Genomic DNA, 16,425 nt, shown 5'->3' with positions numbered 1-16,425 from the left:
TAAGCCATTTAGAAAACTCCATTCCTGATACAAATCTTTTTTCTTTTTCATAAATTTCTTTATTATGAATTAAATAGAAATTATATACATATCTAGAAACACCAATTGTTTTATTGATTTTTATTTTCTGCTCTTTTGTTGGTTTAATTTCTATTTTGTATGCTCTTTTCAACTTCTTCATCCTTTCTTATTTTGTTTTTATACTTTCAGCATTCGCATATTGTCTGAGAAAGTCGACTTGATTTTTCAAATCATCTTTTTGATTAGAAGTTGAAACTCTTGTGTATATAACTACTTTTCTTTTATCTTCAATATTTGTTTTGCCAATATATTTTAAATATTGTTCATAAGTATAATATCTTCTATTAGTTGGTGTTCTATATGCTTTTAATTTGCTGTCATTATCCCATCTTTGTAATGTTTTTACTGAAACACCTATTAATTCAGCAAATTCTTTTGGTTTATAATTATTATTTCCCATGTAATCACCTCTGACTACATTTTATCATGTTTATATATGTTTATATATATTTTAAATAACTATTCTATGCTCCTAATAATTGAAGTTATTTTTAGATATTTTCAATCGTTTGATTTTTTATATCTTAATATAATTTATATCCATTTTAGTTTATTTTACACACATTTTCAGAGATTTATTTTTAGATATTTTTATTTATATTGATAAAATACTTTATTTTTAAATCATTATTAATTAATATATTATTTTTGATTGTTACTTTATTTTATTATCAATCACTACTTTATTTTATTACTTAATTATTACTTTATTTTAAATCATTTTTTGAATTATTATAAAAAAAGGTTATGACATTTACAAAATAATGCATAACCTTTTTATATTACTTATAATTATTAAAATTTGCTTGCTAATTCTTTTAATTCAGCTTCTGTTTCTTCTGTTGGAGCTACATTGCATATCACTGTGCCTATAACTTCTGCTCCAGCATTTGTCATTCTTTCACTCCAAGTTTCCATCCATTCTCCAGATCCCCATCCATAAGATCCAAATAATGCAACCTTTTTGCCTGATAAACCATCTTCTAATGATTCAACAAATGGTTCCATTTCTCCTTCTTCTAGCTCTTCGCTTCCACAAGCAGGACAACCTAAAGCAAATACTTCTTCTTCTAATAATTTATCTTTATCTATATCTGAAACATTTAATACTGTCGCTTCGTTTCCTGATGCTTTTATTGCATCTGCTAATATATTAGCCATACTTTCTGTATTTCCTGTTCCACTCCAATAAACAACTTTTATTTCTTTCATATTTATTTCCTCCTTTTAGTAAATAAAATTTTTAGTCAAGCAAGAAATAATATGTACTATTTTACTTATACTTATTAAAATTTGCTTGCTAATTCTTTTAATTCAGCTTCTGTATCTCCTGATGGAGCTTCATTACATATTACTGTACCTATAACTTCTGCTCCAGCATTTGTCATTCTTTCACTCCAAGTTTCCATCCATTCTCCAGATCCCCATCCGTAAGATCCAAATAATGCAACTTTTTTACCTGATAAACCACCTTCTAATGATTCAACAAATGGTTCCATTTCTCCTTCCTCTAATTCTTCATTACCCATAGAAGGACAACCTAAAACAAATATTTCATCTTCTAGTAATTTATCTTTATCTATATCAGAAACATTGAATAATGTAGCTTCATTTCCTGATGCTTTTATTGCTTCTGATAGCATATTAGCCATACTTTCTGTATTTCCTGTTCCACTCCAATAAACAACTTTTATTTCTTTCATTTTTCCTCCTCTTGGCAAACACCAATCCTAAATTAATATTTTATATTTTAATTGCATTAATTATGCAACACTTGCAAATTTAGTAGATAAACACTTAAAATCTGAACATATCTGATATAAATGTTTTCCAGTTTCAATTTGCTCTACAAAGTATTTTTTTATATCTTTATATATTTTAAATAGCCTAATTTTTTCTTCGGCATTTTTGTAGACTTTCCAATAACCAGAATATAGATAGTTTTTTCCATTATTTTCTATAAATCCTGATACATCTTCTAAAGGATATCCTAGTATAACTCCCATTTCATGAGGGAAATCTATTTTTCCTTCCTTAAATTCTGTGTATCTTTCTGATAATTTATTTATAACATCAGAAATATCTTCAAAATCATATCCATACTGCTTTATGAAATCTTTATTTTCTTTATTTGATAGAGTATTTTCTAATTTTTCTCTATTAAAAATTATAGAAATACTTTCCTTATCACCACTGTATAATTTCATATGCTCTGTTCCTGTATTTTTCAATTCTTCAGATATACACCCTTCACAATGATTATCATAAATCAATAAATTTGATGGCTTTATTCCAGACAAAACCAATGAGCACTGTAATGCCATATTCCCTTTTATACTACATCTTAAACAAGCTACATCCATCAAATTTATCCTCCTCTTTAATCGAAATTGATTATCATTCCTGCTACATTTATTATATTAATACACTTTTAAAAAATAATCAATCTTTTATTTGATAATTAGTATCATTTATTTATCATTTTTTATAAAATTTTATCAATAAGTTTTACATATATTGAAATTACTTGTCTTTAAAAATAAAAAAAGTATTTATCCAATAAAGATAAATACTTTTTAAAATATATTATTTACTTTTTTTATCTATTTTTAATAATTATTTTTTACAAATTGCCTTTTTATAAGTGTATTATGTCTAGGTTTTGCAGAAATAATTTTTTTAATATTTTCATTAAATAAATAAGGCTTTTGTAAAAATGGTTTTAAATCTATTTCATTTTTAGAGTGTGTGCAAAGTCTTAACATTCCATCGTGAGTTATATTAATTTTATCACATTTATCACAAAACGAACAATTCATAGGTGTAATAACGCCTATTCTACCTTTTGATCCTTTTACTTTGTAGTATGTAGCTATACTTCCTTTGTCCCTATTTTCTATAGCTTCTATCCCTGGTAAAGATTCTATTGTAGATTTTATATCATAATGACCTCTTTTATAAATTTCTTTTGCCTCTCCATAAGGCATAAATTCTATAAACCTTACATCTATAGGTATTCTTCTTGAAATTTGTATAAAATCAACAAGTTCATTATCATTAAAATCTTTAATAGCTACACAATTTATTTTGACATTTAATCCTACTCTAAGACAATTATCTATTCCTGTCAAAACTTCATTTAAATTTCCTACTCTCGTAACAGCTCTATATTTATATTGTTTTAAAGAATCTACACTTACATTTACATTTGTCAATCCACACTCCTTAAAAAGTCTTGCATTTCTAGACAATGTAGTTCCATTTGTAGTAAGAGAAATATCCCTTATACCACATTCTTTTGCATATTTTATAAATTCTGGAAGATTTGGATGGAGTGTTGGTTCTCCTCCTCCTCCAACAAACTTTATTCTTTTTATTCCATTTTCAGAAAATACTTTTATCAAAAATTTTATATCCTCTGGATTTAATACGTCATTTATATAATTAGGTTTATATTTTGTGTCAGCTTTTTTACAATATACACATTGTAAATTACATTTATCTGTAATAGCAATTTTTAGACAATCTATTACTCTTCCATATCTATCTATCATTTTATTAAAATCCTAAAATTTATACAAATTATATATATTGATATATTTTTTAATATATTTTATTGAATGTAATTTATTTTTGTATAAAGTATCTATCTTTCTCATATAACACACTCCCAATTATTTAACGTATTACTATATTTATCTTCAATGAATCATTTTTGAATTAATAAATTATTTTTTAGCTATAATTTCCTATATTTAACATTTATCTACAATAAATCATTTTTACATTATAAAATTAATTCCTTGCAGTATAAATCATTTTATTTTCTTATATTTACTCTATTAAAAACCTTTCCCACTTAATAAAATTATACCATATAATTTTATTCTATGATATCTCTTAATTTTTCACTAAATACAGACTCAAACTCTCCTATATCATTTTCAAATTCTTCACAATTTTGATAGTTATCACAAATATACATTACAGAATCTAATGTAGCTGATGATATTTTTTCTAAATTCTGTTTGTAAAGAATTTCTATTCCTGTAACTTCTTCAAAGAAATCTGCAATTATATCGTAAATATCATCTATAATCTTATTTCCTTCATCTAGTCCAAATTGTTCTTTTATTATATCTCTAGATTTTTTACCAAGAACAGTATCTCTGATATAGTATATAAAGTTTTCAAAATCTCCTGTATTGCTACAAGGCTCTATTTCAAATAAAATTCTAAAGAATAAATTCCATGGAAATTCTGTGTTTAGTCTTTTTCTAAACATAGTTCCTATTCTTTCTCCAAATTTTCTACTAAAAACAGGTTCTCTTTCAAATTCTATTTCTGAATTAAAATCTATTTCCTTACCCACTATCTGACCAAGCATACTAAACTCATTTATTAAAAATTCAGCAATTCTATCTTCTGATTCTATTTTATCTAGTGCATAACTAATTATAGTTTCACAAGGCTTTTTAAAATCGACTATAAATCCTATATCTTGCATCATTTTTTGTGAGAATATATCATAAACAAATTTTGCAAATAATTTTTCAATCTCTGCTCTACTTATATCTGAATTAAATGTATGTGGTGTATGGAATGTTTTATAAAGGCTTAAAAGCTGTTTATCAATCATTGTAAGATTTTGTTTTATAGTTTTCATCATTTCCTTTATAAATCCATCTGCAAGTAAATATGTATTATTTTTATATATTACCTTATGTTCTATTTCTCCCCAGAATACATTTACCAATGATTTTATCTGTAGTTCAAAATTAACTGTTCTGTTTAATATTTTATATATACCATCAATTTTATAAATTTCAAATCCATTTTTTTGTCTACTTGGTTGTTTTTCAGACATTTTCAACATTATATTTTTATTAGAATTATTGTAATAGTATATTTTATCATCTGTTTTGTTAAAATATCTTCTAAGTGCTCTATACACTTTGTTTTCTTCCTCTATGAATCTACATTCTATTCTAACACCTATTAAATCTGGTAAAAATTCCATCATATTTGATGCTTCATCAAATTTTACCAAATATCTATTTCTAATTATTTTTTCTCTTAAACTAGCTTCTGATTTTACTCTTGAAGACATACTTATATACTCTTGTTCTTTTTCTTGGAGTATTTTTTCAAAATAAGTTTCCAATTCACTTGATATATCGATAAGCATCGGCGTCATATCATCAAGTATATTTACAGCTTTATCAATAAATTCAAATTCTTTTAACCCCATATTTTTATCCCTTTCAAATTTAAATTATATTTTATTGTTTTGGAAGAAATTTTCAATATAATTTAATTATAACTAATTTTAGTTTAATATTCAAATTTAGTTTAATATTCAAATTATATTAAAATTACAATTTTCTTTAATATTTATTTTTATAGATTTTAATATTTTTTATAATAAAATTCAATACTTTCTAATGTTTTATTTTTATTTTATTATTTTTATTCTAATAGTATTTTATTTCTATTCTATTTTTATTTTATTTTATAGTATTTTATTTTTTAACAGTTTCAAATATTTATCTATCTGAACCTCCCACAACTAAAGTCATGAATGTTCTTGGCTAGTTTAATAAGTTTATATACTTATATTTTATCATAGTTGTTAATTATTATACTTTTTTATTTTACTTTTATTATAATATTTTTTATATTATTTCAGTTCATCTATATTATTTTTAGTTTAATTATTATTTTAGTTTAATTTTGTATAATATATTATATTTTTACTGATTATTATATTTTCAAGGATTGTTTTGAATATTTATTATTTTTAAGGATATAAACATTTTATTGGAATTTTATTCAAAAATATGTATAATATTGTATGAATTAATTTATTTTATTTGGAGGTGTGTATGAAGAAAAAAAATATAGGGTGTTCTACATTAGTGATAATATTAATATTTAGTATAATATCATTTTTTGTTCCAAGTGAAAAAAATTCTGATATAGACACAAATGCTAATAAAGTAGCTAATGAAGAAAGTATAGAAAATAAAAATATTGAAAATACTGATGATGAAAGTGAAAATTTATCTGAAGAAAATTTATCTAAACAAGATAATAAAGAAGATTTATCTAATGATATGTTTAATGGCTACAAAATCATCAAAGTCGATGGTGGTGATTTATCTGGACATAGAGAACCTAATGTAGCAGTTGATATCGGTTTTGGAGATAGAGAATATTGGGCATTTACTAATGAATATGGTCAATTGGTTAAAGTAGTAGCAAAAGAGGTTATTTTACAAAATGAAAAAACAGAACCTGTTACTTCAAAAGGAAGATATTATCCCGACGAAGCAAAAGTTCCAGGAGTTGAAAGTAAATATCTTGATGAAGGACATATTATAGCCGATTCACTTGGAGGAGTTTCTAATGCATATAACATAACTCCTCAAAATAGTACTCTTAATAGACATGGTGATCAAGCTTATATGGAAAAAGTTATAAGAGATGCTGGAGGATGTACTAATTTTACAGCAATAATAACTTATCCAAATACAAATACACAAATACCAAGTCATTATAGTTATACATACACTATAAATGGTGAGGTTATTAAAGATGATTTTGATAATGTAAATCCTGATGAATATAATGCTGGATTAAATTCTAATAAATCAGACGGTGATTATACAGAAAAATCAAATACTACTTCTGATTCCAATGAAACAGTTTATTGGACACCTAATGGAAAATCATATCATTCATCTAAGTCTTGTCATACATTAAGCAGAAGTAAAAAAATTCTATCTGGTACAAAAGAAGAATCTGGCAAATATGATGCTTGTGATATATGCTATTAGTAATCGTTAAATAAATCATTGCAATAAAAAAAGAGAGTTTAAACTCTCTTTTTTTATGGTCTTTTATATCTATTTAGTACCTAGCCATTCAACTATATCTTGCATTACTTCATCTTTATTAGTTTCATTCAATATTTCATGTCTAGCATCTTTATATAATTTCATAGATACATCTTTTACTCCGAAAGCTTTGTATCTCTCATAAAGATTTTGTACACCCTTCCCATTTTTACCAATAGGATCTTTATCTCCTGATAAAATTAAAATTGGCACACATTTAGTAAGTTTTGATAAATTCTTTTTATTTTCAATATACTTTAATCCATTTATAAAATCTCTATAAAAAGCAGTAGTACATAAAAAACCACATTTATTATCAGCTATGTATTTATCGACTTCTTTTTCATCTCTAGATAGCCAATCAAACTTTGTTCTAGGATTTTTAAACTGTTTATTATTTCCACCAAAAATAAGATTATCCAAAAGCTTACTTCTATGTCTTTCTCCATGTACTTTTTCTATACAAGAAATAATCGGAGTAATCATTTTTAATTCTGTACCAAAATCACCACAAGACCCAGAAAGAATAATCGCGTTTATTGAATCAGAGTAATCTATAAGATATTTCTGTGCTGCAAAAGACCCCATACTATGACCAAAAAGATAAACTGGTACACCTTGATTCTCTTTTCTTATTATATTTGTAAGCAACTTCATATCTTCCACTAGAAAATCAAATCCATTTTCTCTAGCAAGATAACCTAAGTTTTCTAAAGAATCCTCACTTTCACCATGCCCCCTATGGTCGTGAATATATACTATATATCCAGAATCTGTGAGTTTTTTTGCAAAACCTTCATATCTTTTTGCATTTTCAGCCATTCCATGAGATATTTGGACAATCCCTTTTATTTTATAATCATCCTCATTTTCCCATCTTATTGCAGATAATTTTTTATTATCTGAGCCATTAAATACAAATCTATTACACTTCAATCAATACACCCTCTTATTTTTAAATGAATTATTTTATTTTAGCTTCTTTTATAAGCTGTTCAACATGTTTTACATATCTTTCATTAAGTATTTTTTTCTTAACTTCTTCTTTGCATTTAGCTAACTCTTTTTGTTCTTCTTTTGTAGAGTTTACTTTTACTATTTCATATCCTCTATTTGTTGTTATTAAATCTGAAACTTCACCATTGTTTAACTTAAATGCTTCTCTACTAAATAATGCATCTTTTGAATCTCTATCAAATAGACCTAAAGATCCACCTTTTTCACCAGTCTTTTTATCATCAGAATATTTTTTTGCAAGTTCTCCAAAATCTTCTCCTGATTTTGCTCTTTTTAATACATCTTCAGCAGTTTTTTTGATTTCTTCTTTCTTTTCATCAGAAACACTCTTTAAATCTCTATCTACTGTTGCAAATAATATATGAGATGCATCTATCATTTTGTTTTTAAATTCATCTCTATGTTCATTATAATAATCTTGAATTTCTTGATCTGTTACATTTTGTTTTTCATTAAACTGTTCTTTATATGCATTTATTACATTATCTTTTTCTATATAACTTTTTAACTCTTCTTTTGTTATACCTTTATCCTCTAAATCTTTTTTGAATATAGGATTTTCTTTTAAAGCATCAATTAATTCTATTTCTCTACTATCATTTTCAGCATTTTCTATAGTTATTCCATCTTCTAAAGCTTTTTGATATACTACTTCACTGTCAACTAAAAAGTTTGCTGCTGTAGTTTTTAATTCTTCCTGTTCTTCTTTTGACATATCTTCAAAAGTTCTTCCTGTTTTATATTCATTTACAGAAGATATTATAGCTTCTGCAACTTTTAAATCATCTGAAGTTATTTTTGTATCATTAACTGTAGCTATAGTTCCTTTTGAGCATCCTGTTAGAGAAAGAATTGCCGCCATTCCTAAAGCTAATACTAATTTCTTTTTAAACATATTTCTTCCTCCTTAGTTTAAACTTAAATTCTGTAGCCAGAAGTTTTTAGGTTTTTCATTTTGTCCAACAGCTGCAAATTCGTATCCATTATCAGCATAATATTTTACTAATGCATCAAATGTTTCTAAAGTTTGTGGTTTTTCATGCATTAATATTATTACATTATGACCATTTCCATACTGTTTTACAACATTCATTATCTGAGCAGAGTTTCCTCTCCAGTCATTAGTATCGACATTCCAGTCCCAAATTTTATAACCTGCTGCTATCATATTATCATATGATGCTTTTGGAGTGTATGGTTTACTACCAAATGGTATTCTTATAACTTTTGATTTTTTACCTGTTATTTTAGTATAAGTTTTACTGCACTGATCAAACTCATTTTTTGCTGCTTCTGGAGTTTTATATAACTGTTTTACATCATGAGTTACACTGTGGAATCCAGCAGTACTTGTACTATTTGATACATTCTTAACTTGTTGTGGATACCGTCTCATATTAGGTTCAATCATAAAGAATGTAGCTTTTGCATTATATTTATCTAATATCTTAAGCATCCGATCTGTATATTTTGATGGACCATCATCTATAGTTATATAAACTGTTCTTCCAGATGTTTTTTGAGGTCCTTTTTCAGATTCTCTAGAAGTATCTTTAACCATATCAGTTATTGTTGTAGATGTTAAAGCGACATCTCTTTTTTTAGAGGCATCGTAAACATTACCACCTGCTAATGTTTTTACTAATAGACCTGCTATTATTAAAACTACCACAGCACCAATTATAATTATTCTTCGTTGTTGTTTTTTCTTTCTTCTTCTGGCATTTTTTGCATTTGAAGAAGACGCTTTTTTTGTCTGTGGATTTTTATTTGTTGTTTCTTTTTTATTTGCCATTTTATTTCCTCCTAACGAATATATCCTTCATAAAATTGTATAACCAAACAACTTATTACATTATACTACAAATTTAACTATGTATGTCTTAATCTGGAAATTTTTCACCAATTTGTAACTCTCTCATTTGAAAATGCTTAATTTAATATAGAAATAAAGGTTTTTTTGTAGTATAATTAACTTACATTATAAATACAGGGGATGATTTTATGTATCAGTATGACGACTATATTAATTTAGAAAACTCGTTAGATTTACCTACCGAAATAAGAGGCAAATGCGTCCGTGTTGTAAGTGTTTTGGAAAACTTAGAGGACATTGTAATTGTACATAAATTCAAGCTTTACGTTGTAAACGAAAAATATATTATAGGAATAAATTCAGATTTAAAATAGGCAAAAATATATTTTCTTTTACAAGCAAATTTATAAAACTTTAAAACTTAATACGATAATTATTATATACTGAGCATTGAAAATAATATCTTATTATTTTCGTGGTCAGTATTTTTTTATTTTTAAGTAATAATCATTGCTATTTTACAAAAATCATATGTAAGTTTAATATATACTGGAATTTTTTAAAGTTGATATCTATGTAAATTTGATATATACTGGAATTTTTTATTAGAAATTTGGTGTTTATTTTGATAATAATTTTTATTATATATTATCAATTGATAATAGAAGCATAATTATTAATATTTTTTATGTTACAATTTGAAATTTTTATATTATTTTTTATTTAACATTTATTATTTTTATTATATATACTATTTTTTAATATATATTTAACTTTTTTACATAATAAAAGCCAATATATAATTATACTGGCTTTTTTATTATCATATTAGTTCTATCAATCATGTATTTTTTCTCTTACTTGCTAAAATTTTCACTTGAATTTACGAGTAAGTATATAAATTTACCTTAATATGCTATTATTCGTTTTTCAAAATCTAAAATTTAAATTTTATCCGGATAAGTCCCTTAAAATTGAACCTCCTTCAATTTTGCTTACCACAATCTAATATTGTCAAACTATGTAATTATATTTTAGAATTATTATATTTCTAAAATTTTAATAATATTCAAGCCAATATAATTATCATTATGTAAAACGTATCTTTATGATTGTAAATTTATTTAATTCATAACTTTAAAACCACAATAAATATTTATTGTAATTTTATCATTTCTCCTTAGTAAGCTTTTCTTATTAAACTCTTAAGCAATAATTAACAATAATTAAATCAAATTATATTATTTATTTCTTTTTTTCTTATATATTCTTTTTTTATAATTTTCAGTTATTGTCGTTAAAACTTTTTCATATACTTCTTTCTCTTCTGGAGAAACTCCTTCATATATGATTTCATATATTTTGTCCATTATCTCATAATACTCATTTTTATATTTACATCCTTCTTCTGTTGGATAGAATAGTACATTTTGAATATCATTTCCCTGTGCAACTCTATATATTAAACCTTGTTTTTCCATATTTGAAAGCATTATTGAAACAGTTGATTTAGCAAGATCTGTTTCCTGACATATTCTACTGAATATGATGCCTTCTTCCTTATTGTTCCATAGTACTTCAAGTACTCTAAATTTAGATATAGATATATTCTTTATTCCTTTTTCTCTTAAAAAAGCATTAAATAATCTTTCCTGAGAAAAATGGATTCCTGCTGAATATCTTATAACATCTTCTTTTTTTAACATAGTTTTCTCCTTCCTTTTAGAAAAACTTTCAAGCATTTTAAGCTAAAGTATTGTCACAATGATATAACCATATCCTTATAGAATAAGATTACCCTACTTTTCAAAAAAAGTAAAGTTTTTATAATAATTTTTCTCCTTATTTTTAAAATTTTAGTCTGTTCTTTAAAAACAGTTTATTGTATACAGCATTATATTTAATTTATTTTTGTTTTTTTATTTTTACCTATACTAATTTTATAAAAAAATATTTTTTTATTTCTTTAATATATTATTAATGCACATAAGACAAAAAATATAATATATAAAAAATACAGCAACTAAGAATTTAGCTACTGTATTTTTATAAAATGTTTTATTTAATTTTTTATCAAAAGGTATCTATATACAATCTAAATTTTATTGTAAAAATTTTTAAATAAAATTAGATTGACTTTATATTTTTATTTATTATTATATTTTTATTTATTATTATGTTTTTCTTTTAGATAATTATCTATAGATGCTGCTGCTGTTTTTCCAGCTCCCATAGCAGATATTACTGTTGCAGCACCTGTTACTGCATCTCCACCTGCATATACACCTTCTTTAGAAGTTTGTTCATTTTCATTTACTACTATACATTTTTTTCTATTTACATCTAGACCTTTTGTAGTAGATGATATTAATGGATTTGGTCTAGTTCCTAAAGACATTATAACTGTATCTACATCCATTTCAAATTCAGAACCTGGAATTTCAATTGGTCTTCTTCTTCCTGAACTATCTGGTTCTCCTAATTCCATTTTTATACATATCATTCCTTTAACATTTCCATCGTTATCAACTAATATTTCTTTAGGATTTGTTAAAGTTAAGAATTCTATACCTTCTTCTTTTGCATGGTGAACTTCTTCTACTCTAGCAGGTAATTCTTTTTCACTTCTTCTATAAACTATTATAGATTCAGAACCTAATCTAAGTGCAGTTCTTGCTGCATCCATAGCAACATTTCCGCCACCTACTATTGCGACCTTTTTACCTATGTTTATAGGAGTATCATAAGAATCATCATAAGCTTTCATAAGATTTACTCTAGTTAAATATTCATTTGCAGAAACAACTCCATTTGCATTTTCTCCAGGTATTCCCATAAATGTTGGAAGTCCTGCACCTGATCCTATAAATATCGCTTCAAATCCTTCATTTTCTATAAGTTCATCTACTGTTATTGTTCTTCCTATAACTACATTTGTTTCTATCTTAACACCTAATTTTTTTATATTATTTATTTCAGGTTGTACAACTTTTTGTTTTGGTAATCTAAATTCTGGTATTCCATATGTTAAAACACCACCAGATTCATGGAATGCTTCAAATATTGTAACATCATATCCTTTTTTAGCTAAATCACCAGCACAAGCAAGTCCTGATGGACCACTGCCAACTACTGCTACTTTTATTCCGTTTGGTTTTTCTTCTACACCAAAGCTACATCCATTTTCTCTTGACCAATCTCCAACAAATCTTTCTAGTTTTCCTATTGCTATTGGTTCATTTTTTATACCAACTACACACTGACCTTCACATTGACTTTCTTGTGGACATACTCTACCACAAATAGAAGGAAGTGAACTTGATATAGATATAACTTTTGCAGCTCCTTTTATATCTCCTTCTTTAACCTTAGAGATAAATCCTGGTATATTTATACCTACTGGACATCCTTTTACACATCTAGGATTTTTACAATTAAGACATCTTTCAGATTCCATCATAGCTTCTTCTTTATTGTATCCTAAACATACTTCATCAAAGTTTTTAGCTCTTACCTTTGGATCTTGTTCTCTTACAGGTACTCTCTTAGCTTTTTTAGCTTTTTCATCTTCAGAACATCCACATCCACCATGTTTATGTGTATCTCCTTCTTCTAATTTTAACTTAGCTCTACCTTCTGGAGTTTTAAACATTGTCTGTCTTCTCATCGCTTCATCAAAGTTTACAAGATGTCCGTCAAACTCTGGACCATCACAACAAGCAAATTTAACTTCATCTCCAACAGTAACACGACATGCTCCACACATACCTGTACCATCAACCATTATTGTATTTAAACTTACTGTTGTTGGTATGTTAAGTTCTTTAGTAAGCATACACATAAATTTCATCATTATCATAGGACCTATTACGATTGCTCTTGTGTATTTTTTACCTTTATTATCGATTAAATCTTTTAAACAATCTGTTACTCTTCCATCAAAACCATATGAACCATCATCTGTAGATATATAAACATCTCTTGCTATTTTTTTCATATCGTCTTCTAAAATTATAAGTTCTTTTGTTCTAGCACCGATTATAACATCACAATCTATGCCATGCTCTCTTAGCCATTTAACTTGTGGATATACTGGAGCAGCTCCAACTCCACCGGCTACGAATATGATATTTTCCTTTTTTAAACTTTCCACATCTTCATAGATAAATTCACTTGGATTTCCTAATGGTCCAACAAAATCATTTACAAAATCGTTTTCCTTAAGGTCAGCTAATTTTGTTGTTGATGCACCTACTGTCTGTAAAACTATTTTTACTGTTCCAGCTTCTTTATCGTAATCTGCTATTGTAAGTGGAACTCTTTCTCCCTTTTCGTCAATTTTAATAATTATAAATTGTCCAGGATTTGCGGATTTAGCAACTCTAGGAGCTTCTATATCCATTGCAAAAATATTGTCTGTCAAGCGTTCTTTTTTCACTATTCTAAAACTCATATCACATTCTCCTATCTTTATTAAAAGAGTAAAATTTATAAATTTATAAATTTTCTAGTTCCTAATTACAATTATACTATATTTATATTCAATATCATAGCAATAGTATCATAATGATTTTTTAGCTAATGATTAATTTATATATATATATGCTACTTTTTAACAATGTATTATACTATTTTTACAAAATTTATTTTTTAAGTCGATTAAAAAGTGTTGAAATCTAGGCTTTTTATAAAAATCAGTATATTATTTTTAAGTTATTTTTTTAACTAATTTTAACACTAATAATTATTTTTATTAATTATAATATATAATTATGATTAATAATTTTATTAATTCTTTTTTTGATTTTTCTGTCTTTTTAGACTATTTGATAAAATTTTATTTATTTTTGGCTATTTTAAGCTTTTTTAATTTAAAATATTTCTAAATAAAAAACGGTCCAAAGTTTTCATTTTAAAACTTCAAACCGTTTCAATACTTTTCAGATTGTTACATTTTTGATTTAAATATGCTTTTCTTAGAATATTCTTTTGATGGAGCATTTATCATCAACATTACATATATAGTATACATTATTAATGTAATTAGTATTGTCGCTATAGTAGAATAATTTTCAACTATAACTTCTACATAATATATAGTTTTATACATTATCGCCTGTAATATTGAATTTGGAGATACTCCAAATAATATAACTATAACTCCTATAAACACTAATCCAAGTGTAAACTTTATTCCTCCAAATCTATAAATTAATGCTCCTACAACCATTCCTATAGATATATCTAGGAAAAATATTTTTAAACTACTTAATATATAAGAAATATCTGCTTCTATTGTTTTTAAAGTAAATCCATTAAAAATACTTTCTAATCCTTTAATAAATATTACATTTAAAATAGTTACTAAAAGTGTAAATACTATTGATGATATTATAGAAGATATTATTATAGATTTTCTATCAGATCTTATGTTAAGCATAGTGTTAAATTCAAAATTCGATAAAGTTATTGCATATACACATATTATACCTGTTAAACTTCCAATTGTAGTTGATGAAAGCAAATCTATTTTAGATGCACCAGATAATACTCTATCTCCTATAGATATAATAGAAAAAAATGCTAAAAATGCTATCCATACTAATAAATATATTTTGAAATTTATCTGTAAATATTCAATATAGGGTCTTAATTTTTTCATCTTATCTCACCTCTTCTGTAGTTTTTAAAAATATATCTTCAAGTGTAGGTTTCTCTAATTTTAAATCTTTAGACTTTATATATTCTTCATCATCTCCAGAGATTTTACCATAGTAGAATATTGTTTCACTAGAAGCAAATTTTTTATATTCCTTTGCTTCATCATAGAATGATAATTTTTTTAAGTCCTCTGATTTTCCTGTAATTAAATGAGATTTTTCTTTTAAATCTTCAATATCTTCATTTATTTTTATACTCTTATTATTAATTATTACTACCTTTTCAATCAGTTTTTCCATTTCTTCTACTAAATGTGTTGTTATTATATAAGTATTCATAGTTTCTGAGTATTTTTGCATAAGTTCTTCATAAAAGATTTTTCTATTTGATACATCTAATCCTATTGTTGGCTCATCAAAAATTGTTATTTCTGCATTTGATGAAAGTGCTACTATTATCATTACTATTGATTTTTGACCTCTTGATAACTTACCTATTGTTTTTTTTGTATTAACATTAAATCTTTCCACCAATCTTTCTTCTAATTCTTTATCATAATTTTCAAAGAAATAGCTATATGCTTTTAAAATATTTTTTACTTTAATATCTGTTGAAAATATATCTGTTTCTTTAATATGGCATATCTTTTTTAATTCATTTGAATTTTTAGATATTTTTTCACCATTTATACATACTTCTCCACTATCTGGATATAATTTATCTGCCATTATGTTGCAAAGTGTTGATTTTCCAACCCCATTTCTACCAAACATTCCGTATATATGTCCAGTTTCAAATTCTATATTTATGTCATCTAATATTACTTGCTTGCCAAACTTTTTATTAATTCCTCTAATTTCTAATTTATCACTCATTTTGATTCCTCCTTTTCTTTTGATTTTATACTTTAAATTTAGACTTTTATAATACACAATTTTTACATCTTTAATA

The 16,425-nt window shown here is 25.3% G+C and carries 15 protein-coding genes and 1 pseudogene; 2 read left to right on the top strand and 14 right to left on the bottom strand.

The window, feature by feature from the left end:
- The 7 genes and pseudogenes from Q1J78_RS03370 to Q1J78_RS03340 all read right to left on the bottom strand — a co-directional run.
- Positions 1–181: helix-turn-helix domain-containing protein (locus tag Q1J78_RS03370; RefSeq protein WP_300280523.1), on the bottom strand; the 181-nt coding region annotated here is incomplete at its 3' end.
- An 18-nt stretch (positions 182–199) separates the two neighbouring features.
- A pseudogene (locus Q1J78_RS03365) lies at positions 200–481 on the bottom strand (MerR family DNA-binding transcriptional regulator); the annotation flags it as partial.
- A gap of 395 nt (positions 482–876) precedes the next feature.
- The gene (locus Q1J78_RS03360) at positions 877–1,293 is read right to left on the bottom strand and encodes a flavodoxin (protein ID WP_300280520.1); all 417 of its coding nucleotides are present in this window, start codon (positions 1,291–1,293) and stop codon (positions 877–879) included.
- A 74-nt stretch (positions 1,294–1,367) separates the two neighbouring features.
- Positions 1,368–1,784 (bottom strand): flavodoxin, encoded by a 417-nt coding sequence (locus Q1J78_RS03355; RefSeq protein WP_300280517.1) that lies wholly within the window; start codon positions 1,782–1,784, stop codon positions 1,368–1,370.
- Between the two features lie 60 nt (positions 1,785–1,844).
- Positions 1,845–2,444, bottom strand: a complete 600-nt coding sequence (locus Q1J78_RS03350) for a DUF3793 family protein (RefSeq protein ID WP_300280514.1) — start codon at positions 2,442–2,444, stop codon at positions 1,845–1,847.
- 246 nt (positions 2,445–2,690) lie between these two features.
- The gene (moaA, locus tag Q1J78_RS03345; RefSeq protein ID WP_300280511.1) at positions 2,691–3,635 is read right to left on the bottom strand and encodes a GTP 3',8-cyclase MoaA; all 945 of its coding nucleotides are present in this window, start codon (positions 3,633–3,635) and stop codon (positions 2,691–2,693) included.
- 329 nt (positions 3,636–3,964) lie between these two features.
- Positions 3,965–5,332, bottom strand: a complete 1,368-nt coding sequence (locus Q1J78_RS03340) for a GTP pyrophosphokinase (RefSeq protein ID WP_300280508.1) — start codon at positions 5,330–5,332, stop codon at positions 3,965–3,967.
- 634 nt (positions 5,333–5,966) lie between these two features.
- On the opposite strand from Q1J78_RS03340, the gene Q1J78_RS03335 reads away from it, so the two are divergent.
- A complete protein-coding gene (locus tag Q1J78_RS03335; protein WP_300280505.1) occupies positions 5,967–6,920 on the top strand; it encodes a DNA/RNA non-specific endonuclease in 954 nt (317 codons plus the stop codon).
- A 69-nt stretch (positions 6,921–6,989) separates the two neighbouring features.
- Here the strand turns inward: Q1J78_RS03335 and Q1J78_RS03330 are convergent, their stop codons facing one another.
- The 3 genes from Q1J78_RS03330 to Q1J78_RS03320 are packed head-to-tail and all read right to left on the bottom strand — an operon-like array spanning position 6,990 to position 9,792.
- A complete protein-coding gene (locus tag Q1J78_RS03330; RefSeq protein WP_300280502.1) occupies positions 6,990–7,916 on the bottom strand; it encodes an alpha/beta hydrolase in 927 nt (308 codons plus the stop codon).
- 28 nt (positions 7,917–7,944) lie between these two features.
- A complete protein-coding gene (locus tag Q1J78_RS03325) occupies positions 7,945–8,892 on the bottom strand; it encodes a peptidylprolyl isomerase (RefSeq protein WP_300280499.1) in 948 nt (315 codons plus the stop codon).
- A gap of 12 nt (positions 8,893–8,904) precedes the next feature.
- Positions 8,905–9,792 (bottom strand): polysaccharide deacetylase family protein, encoded by an 888-nt coding sequence (locus tag Q1J78_RS03320; RefSeq protein ID WP_300280496.1) that lies wholly within the window; start codon positions 9,790–9,792, stop codon positions 8,905–8,907.
- A 209-nt stretch (positions 9,793–10,001) separates the two neighbouring features.
- On the opposite strand from Q1J78_RS03320, the gene Q1J78_RS03315 reads away from it, so the two are divergent.
- Positions 10,002–10,187 (top strand): hypothetical protein, encoded by a 186-nt coding sequence (locus tag Q1J78_RS03315; protein WP_300280493.1) that lies wholly within the window; start codon positions 10,002–10,004, stop codon positions 10,185–10,187.
- Positions 10,188–11,054: 867 nt separating this feature from the next.
- Here Q1J78_RS03315 and Q1J78_RS03310 read toward each other — a convergent pair.
- The 4 genes from Q1J78_RS03310 to Q1J78_RS03295 form a co-directional block, all read right to left on the bottom strand.
- Complete coding sequence (locus Q1J78_RS03310; protein WP_300280490.1) at positions 11,055–11,519, bottom strand: MarR family winged helix-turn-helix transcriptional regulator; 465 nt, start codon at positions 11,517–11,519, stop codon at positions 11,055–11,057.
- Positions 11,520–11,977: 458 nt separating this feature from the next.
- Entirely contained in the window at positions 11,978–14,266 is a 2,289-nt protein-coding gene (locus tag Q1J78_RS03305; protein WP_300280487.1) for a bifunctional dihydroorotate dehydrogenase B NAD binding subunit/NADPH-dependent glutamate synthase, read from the bottom strand.
- A 495-nt stretch (positions 14,267–14,761) separates the two neighbouring features.
- Complete coding sequence (locus tag Q1J78_RS03300) at positions 14,762–15,475, bottom strand: hypothetical protein (RefSeq protein ID WP_300280484.1); 714 nt, start codon at positions 15,473–15,475, stop codon at positions 14,762–14,764.
- A 1-nt stretch (position 15,476) separates the two neighbouring features.
- Complete coding sequence (locus tag Q1J78_RS03295) at positions 15,477–16,349, bottom strand: ATP-binding cassette domain-containing protein (RefSeq protein ID WP_300280481.1); 873 nt, start codon at positions 16,347–16,349, stop codon at positions 15,477–15,479.
- Positions 16,350–16,425 lie beyond the last annotated feature (76 nt).

It is taken from the genome of Peptacetobacter sp. (genome assembly GCF_029264495.1).
GTDB lineage: Bacteria > Bacillota > Clostridia > Peptostreptococcales > Peptostreptococcaceae > Peptacetobacter.
Note: the sequence above shows the minus strand (reverse complement) of the source record. Positions and strands in the feature narration are given on the sequence as shown.

Coding starts and splice junctions, on each gene's coding strand:
- Q1J78_RS03360 (WP_300280520.1), bottom strand. CDS start 1,293: ATGAAAGAAATAAAAGTTGTTTATTGGAGTGGAACAGGAAATACAGAA.
- Q1J78_RS03355 (WP_300280517.1), bottom strand. CDS start 1,784: ATGAAAGAAATAAAAGTTGTTTATTGGAGTGGAACAGGAAATACAGAA.
- Q1J78_RS03350 (WP_300280514.1), bottom strand. CDS start 2,444: ATGGATGTAGCTTGTTTAAGATGTAGTATAAAAGGGAATATGGCATTA.
- moaA (WP_300280511.1), bottom strand. CDS start 3,635: ATGATAGATAGATATGGAAGAGTAATAGATTGTCTAAAAATTGCTATT.
- Q1J78_RS03340 (WP_300280508.1), bottom strand. CDS start 5,332: ATGGGGTTAAAAGAATTTGAATTTATTGATAAAGCTGTAAATATACTT.
- Q1J78_RS03335 (WP_300280505.1), top strand. CDS start 5,967: ATGAAGAAAAAAAATATAGGGTGTTCTACATTAGTGATAATATTAATA.
- Q1J78_RS03325 (WP_300280499.1), bottom strand. CDS start 8,892: ATGTTTAAAAAGAAATTAGTATTAGCTTTAGGAATGGCGGCAATTCTT.
- Q1J78_RS03320 (WP_300280496.1), bottom strand. CDS start 9,792: ATGGCAAATAAAAAAGAAACAACAAATAAAAATCCACAGACAAAAAAA.
- Q1J78_RS03315 (WP_300280493.1), top strand. CDS start 10,002: ATGTATCAGTATGACGACTATATTAATTTAGAAAACTCGTTAGATTTA.
- Q1J78_RS03310 (WP_300280490.1), bottom strand. CDS start 11,519: ATGTTAAAAAAAGAAGATGTTATAAGATATTCAGCAGGAATCCATTTT.
- Q1J78_RS03305 (WP_300280487.1), bottom strand. CDS start 14,266: ATGAGTTTTAGAATAGTGAAAAAAGAACGCTTGACAGACAATATTTTT.
- Q1J78_RS03300 (WP_300280484.1), bottom strand. CDS start 15,475: ATGAAAAAATTAAGACCCTATATTGAATATTTACAGATAAATTTCAAA.
- Q1J78_RS03295 (WP_300280481.1), bottom strand. CDS start 16,349: ATGAGTGATAAATTAGAAATTAGAGGAATTAATAAAAAGTTTGGCAAG.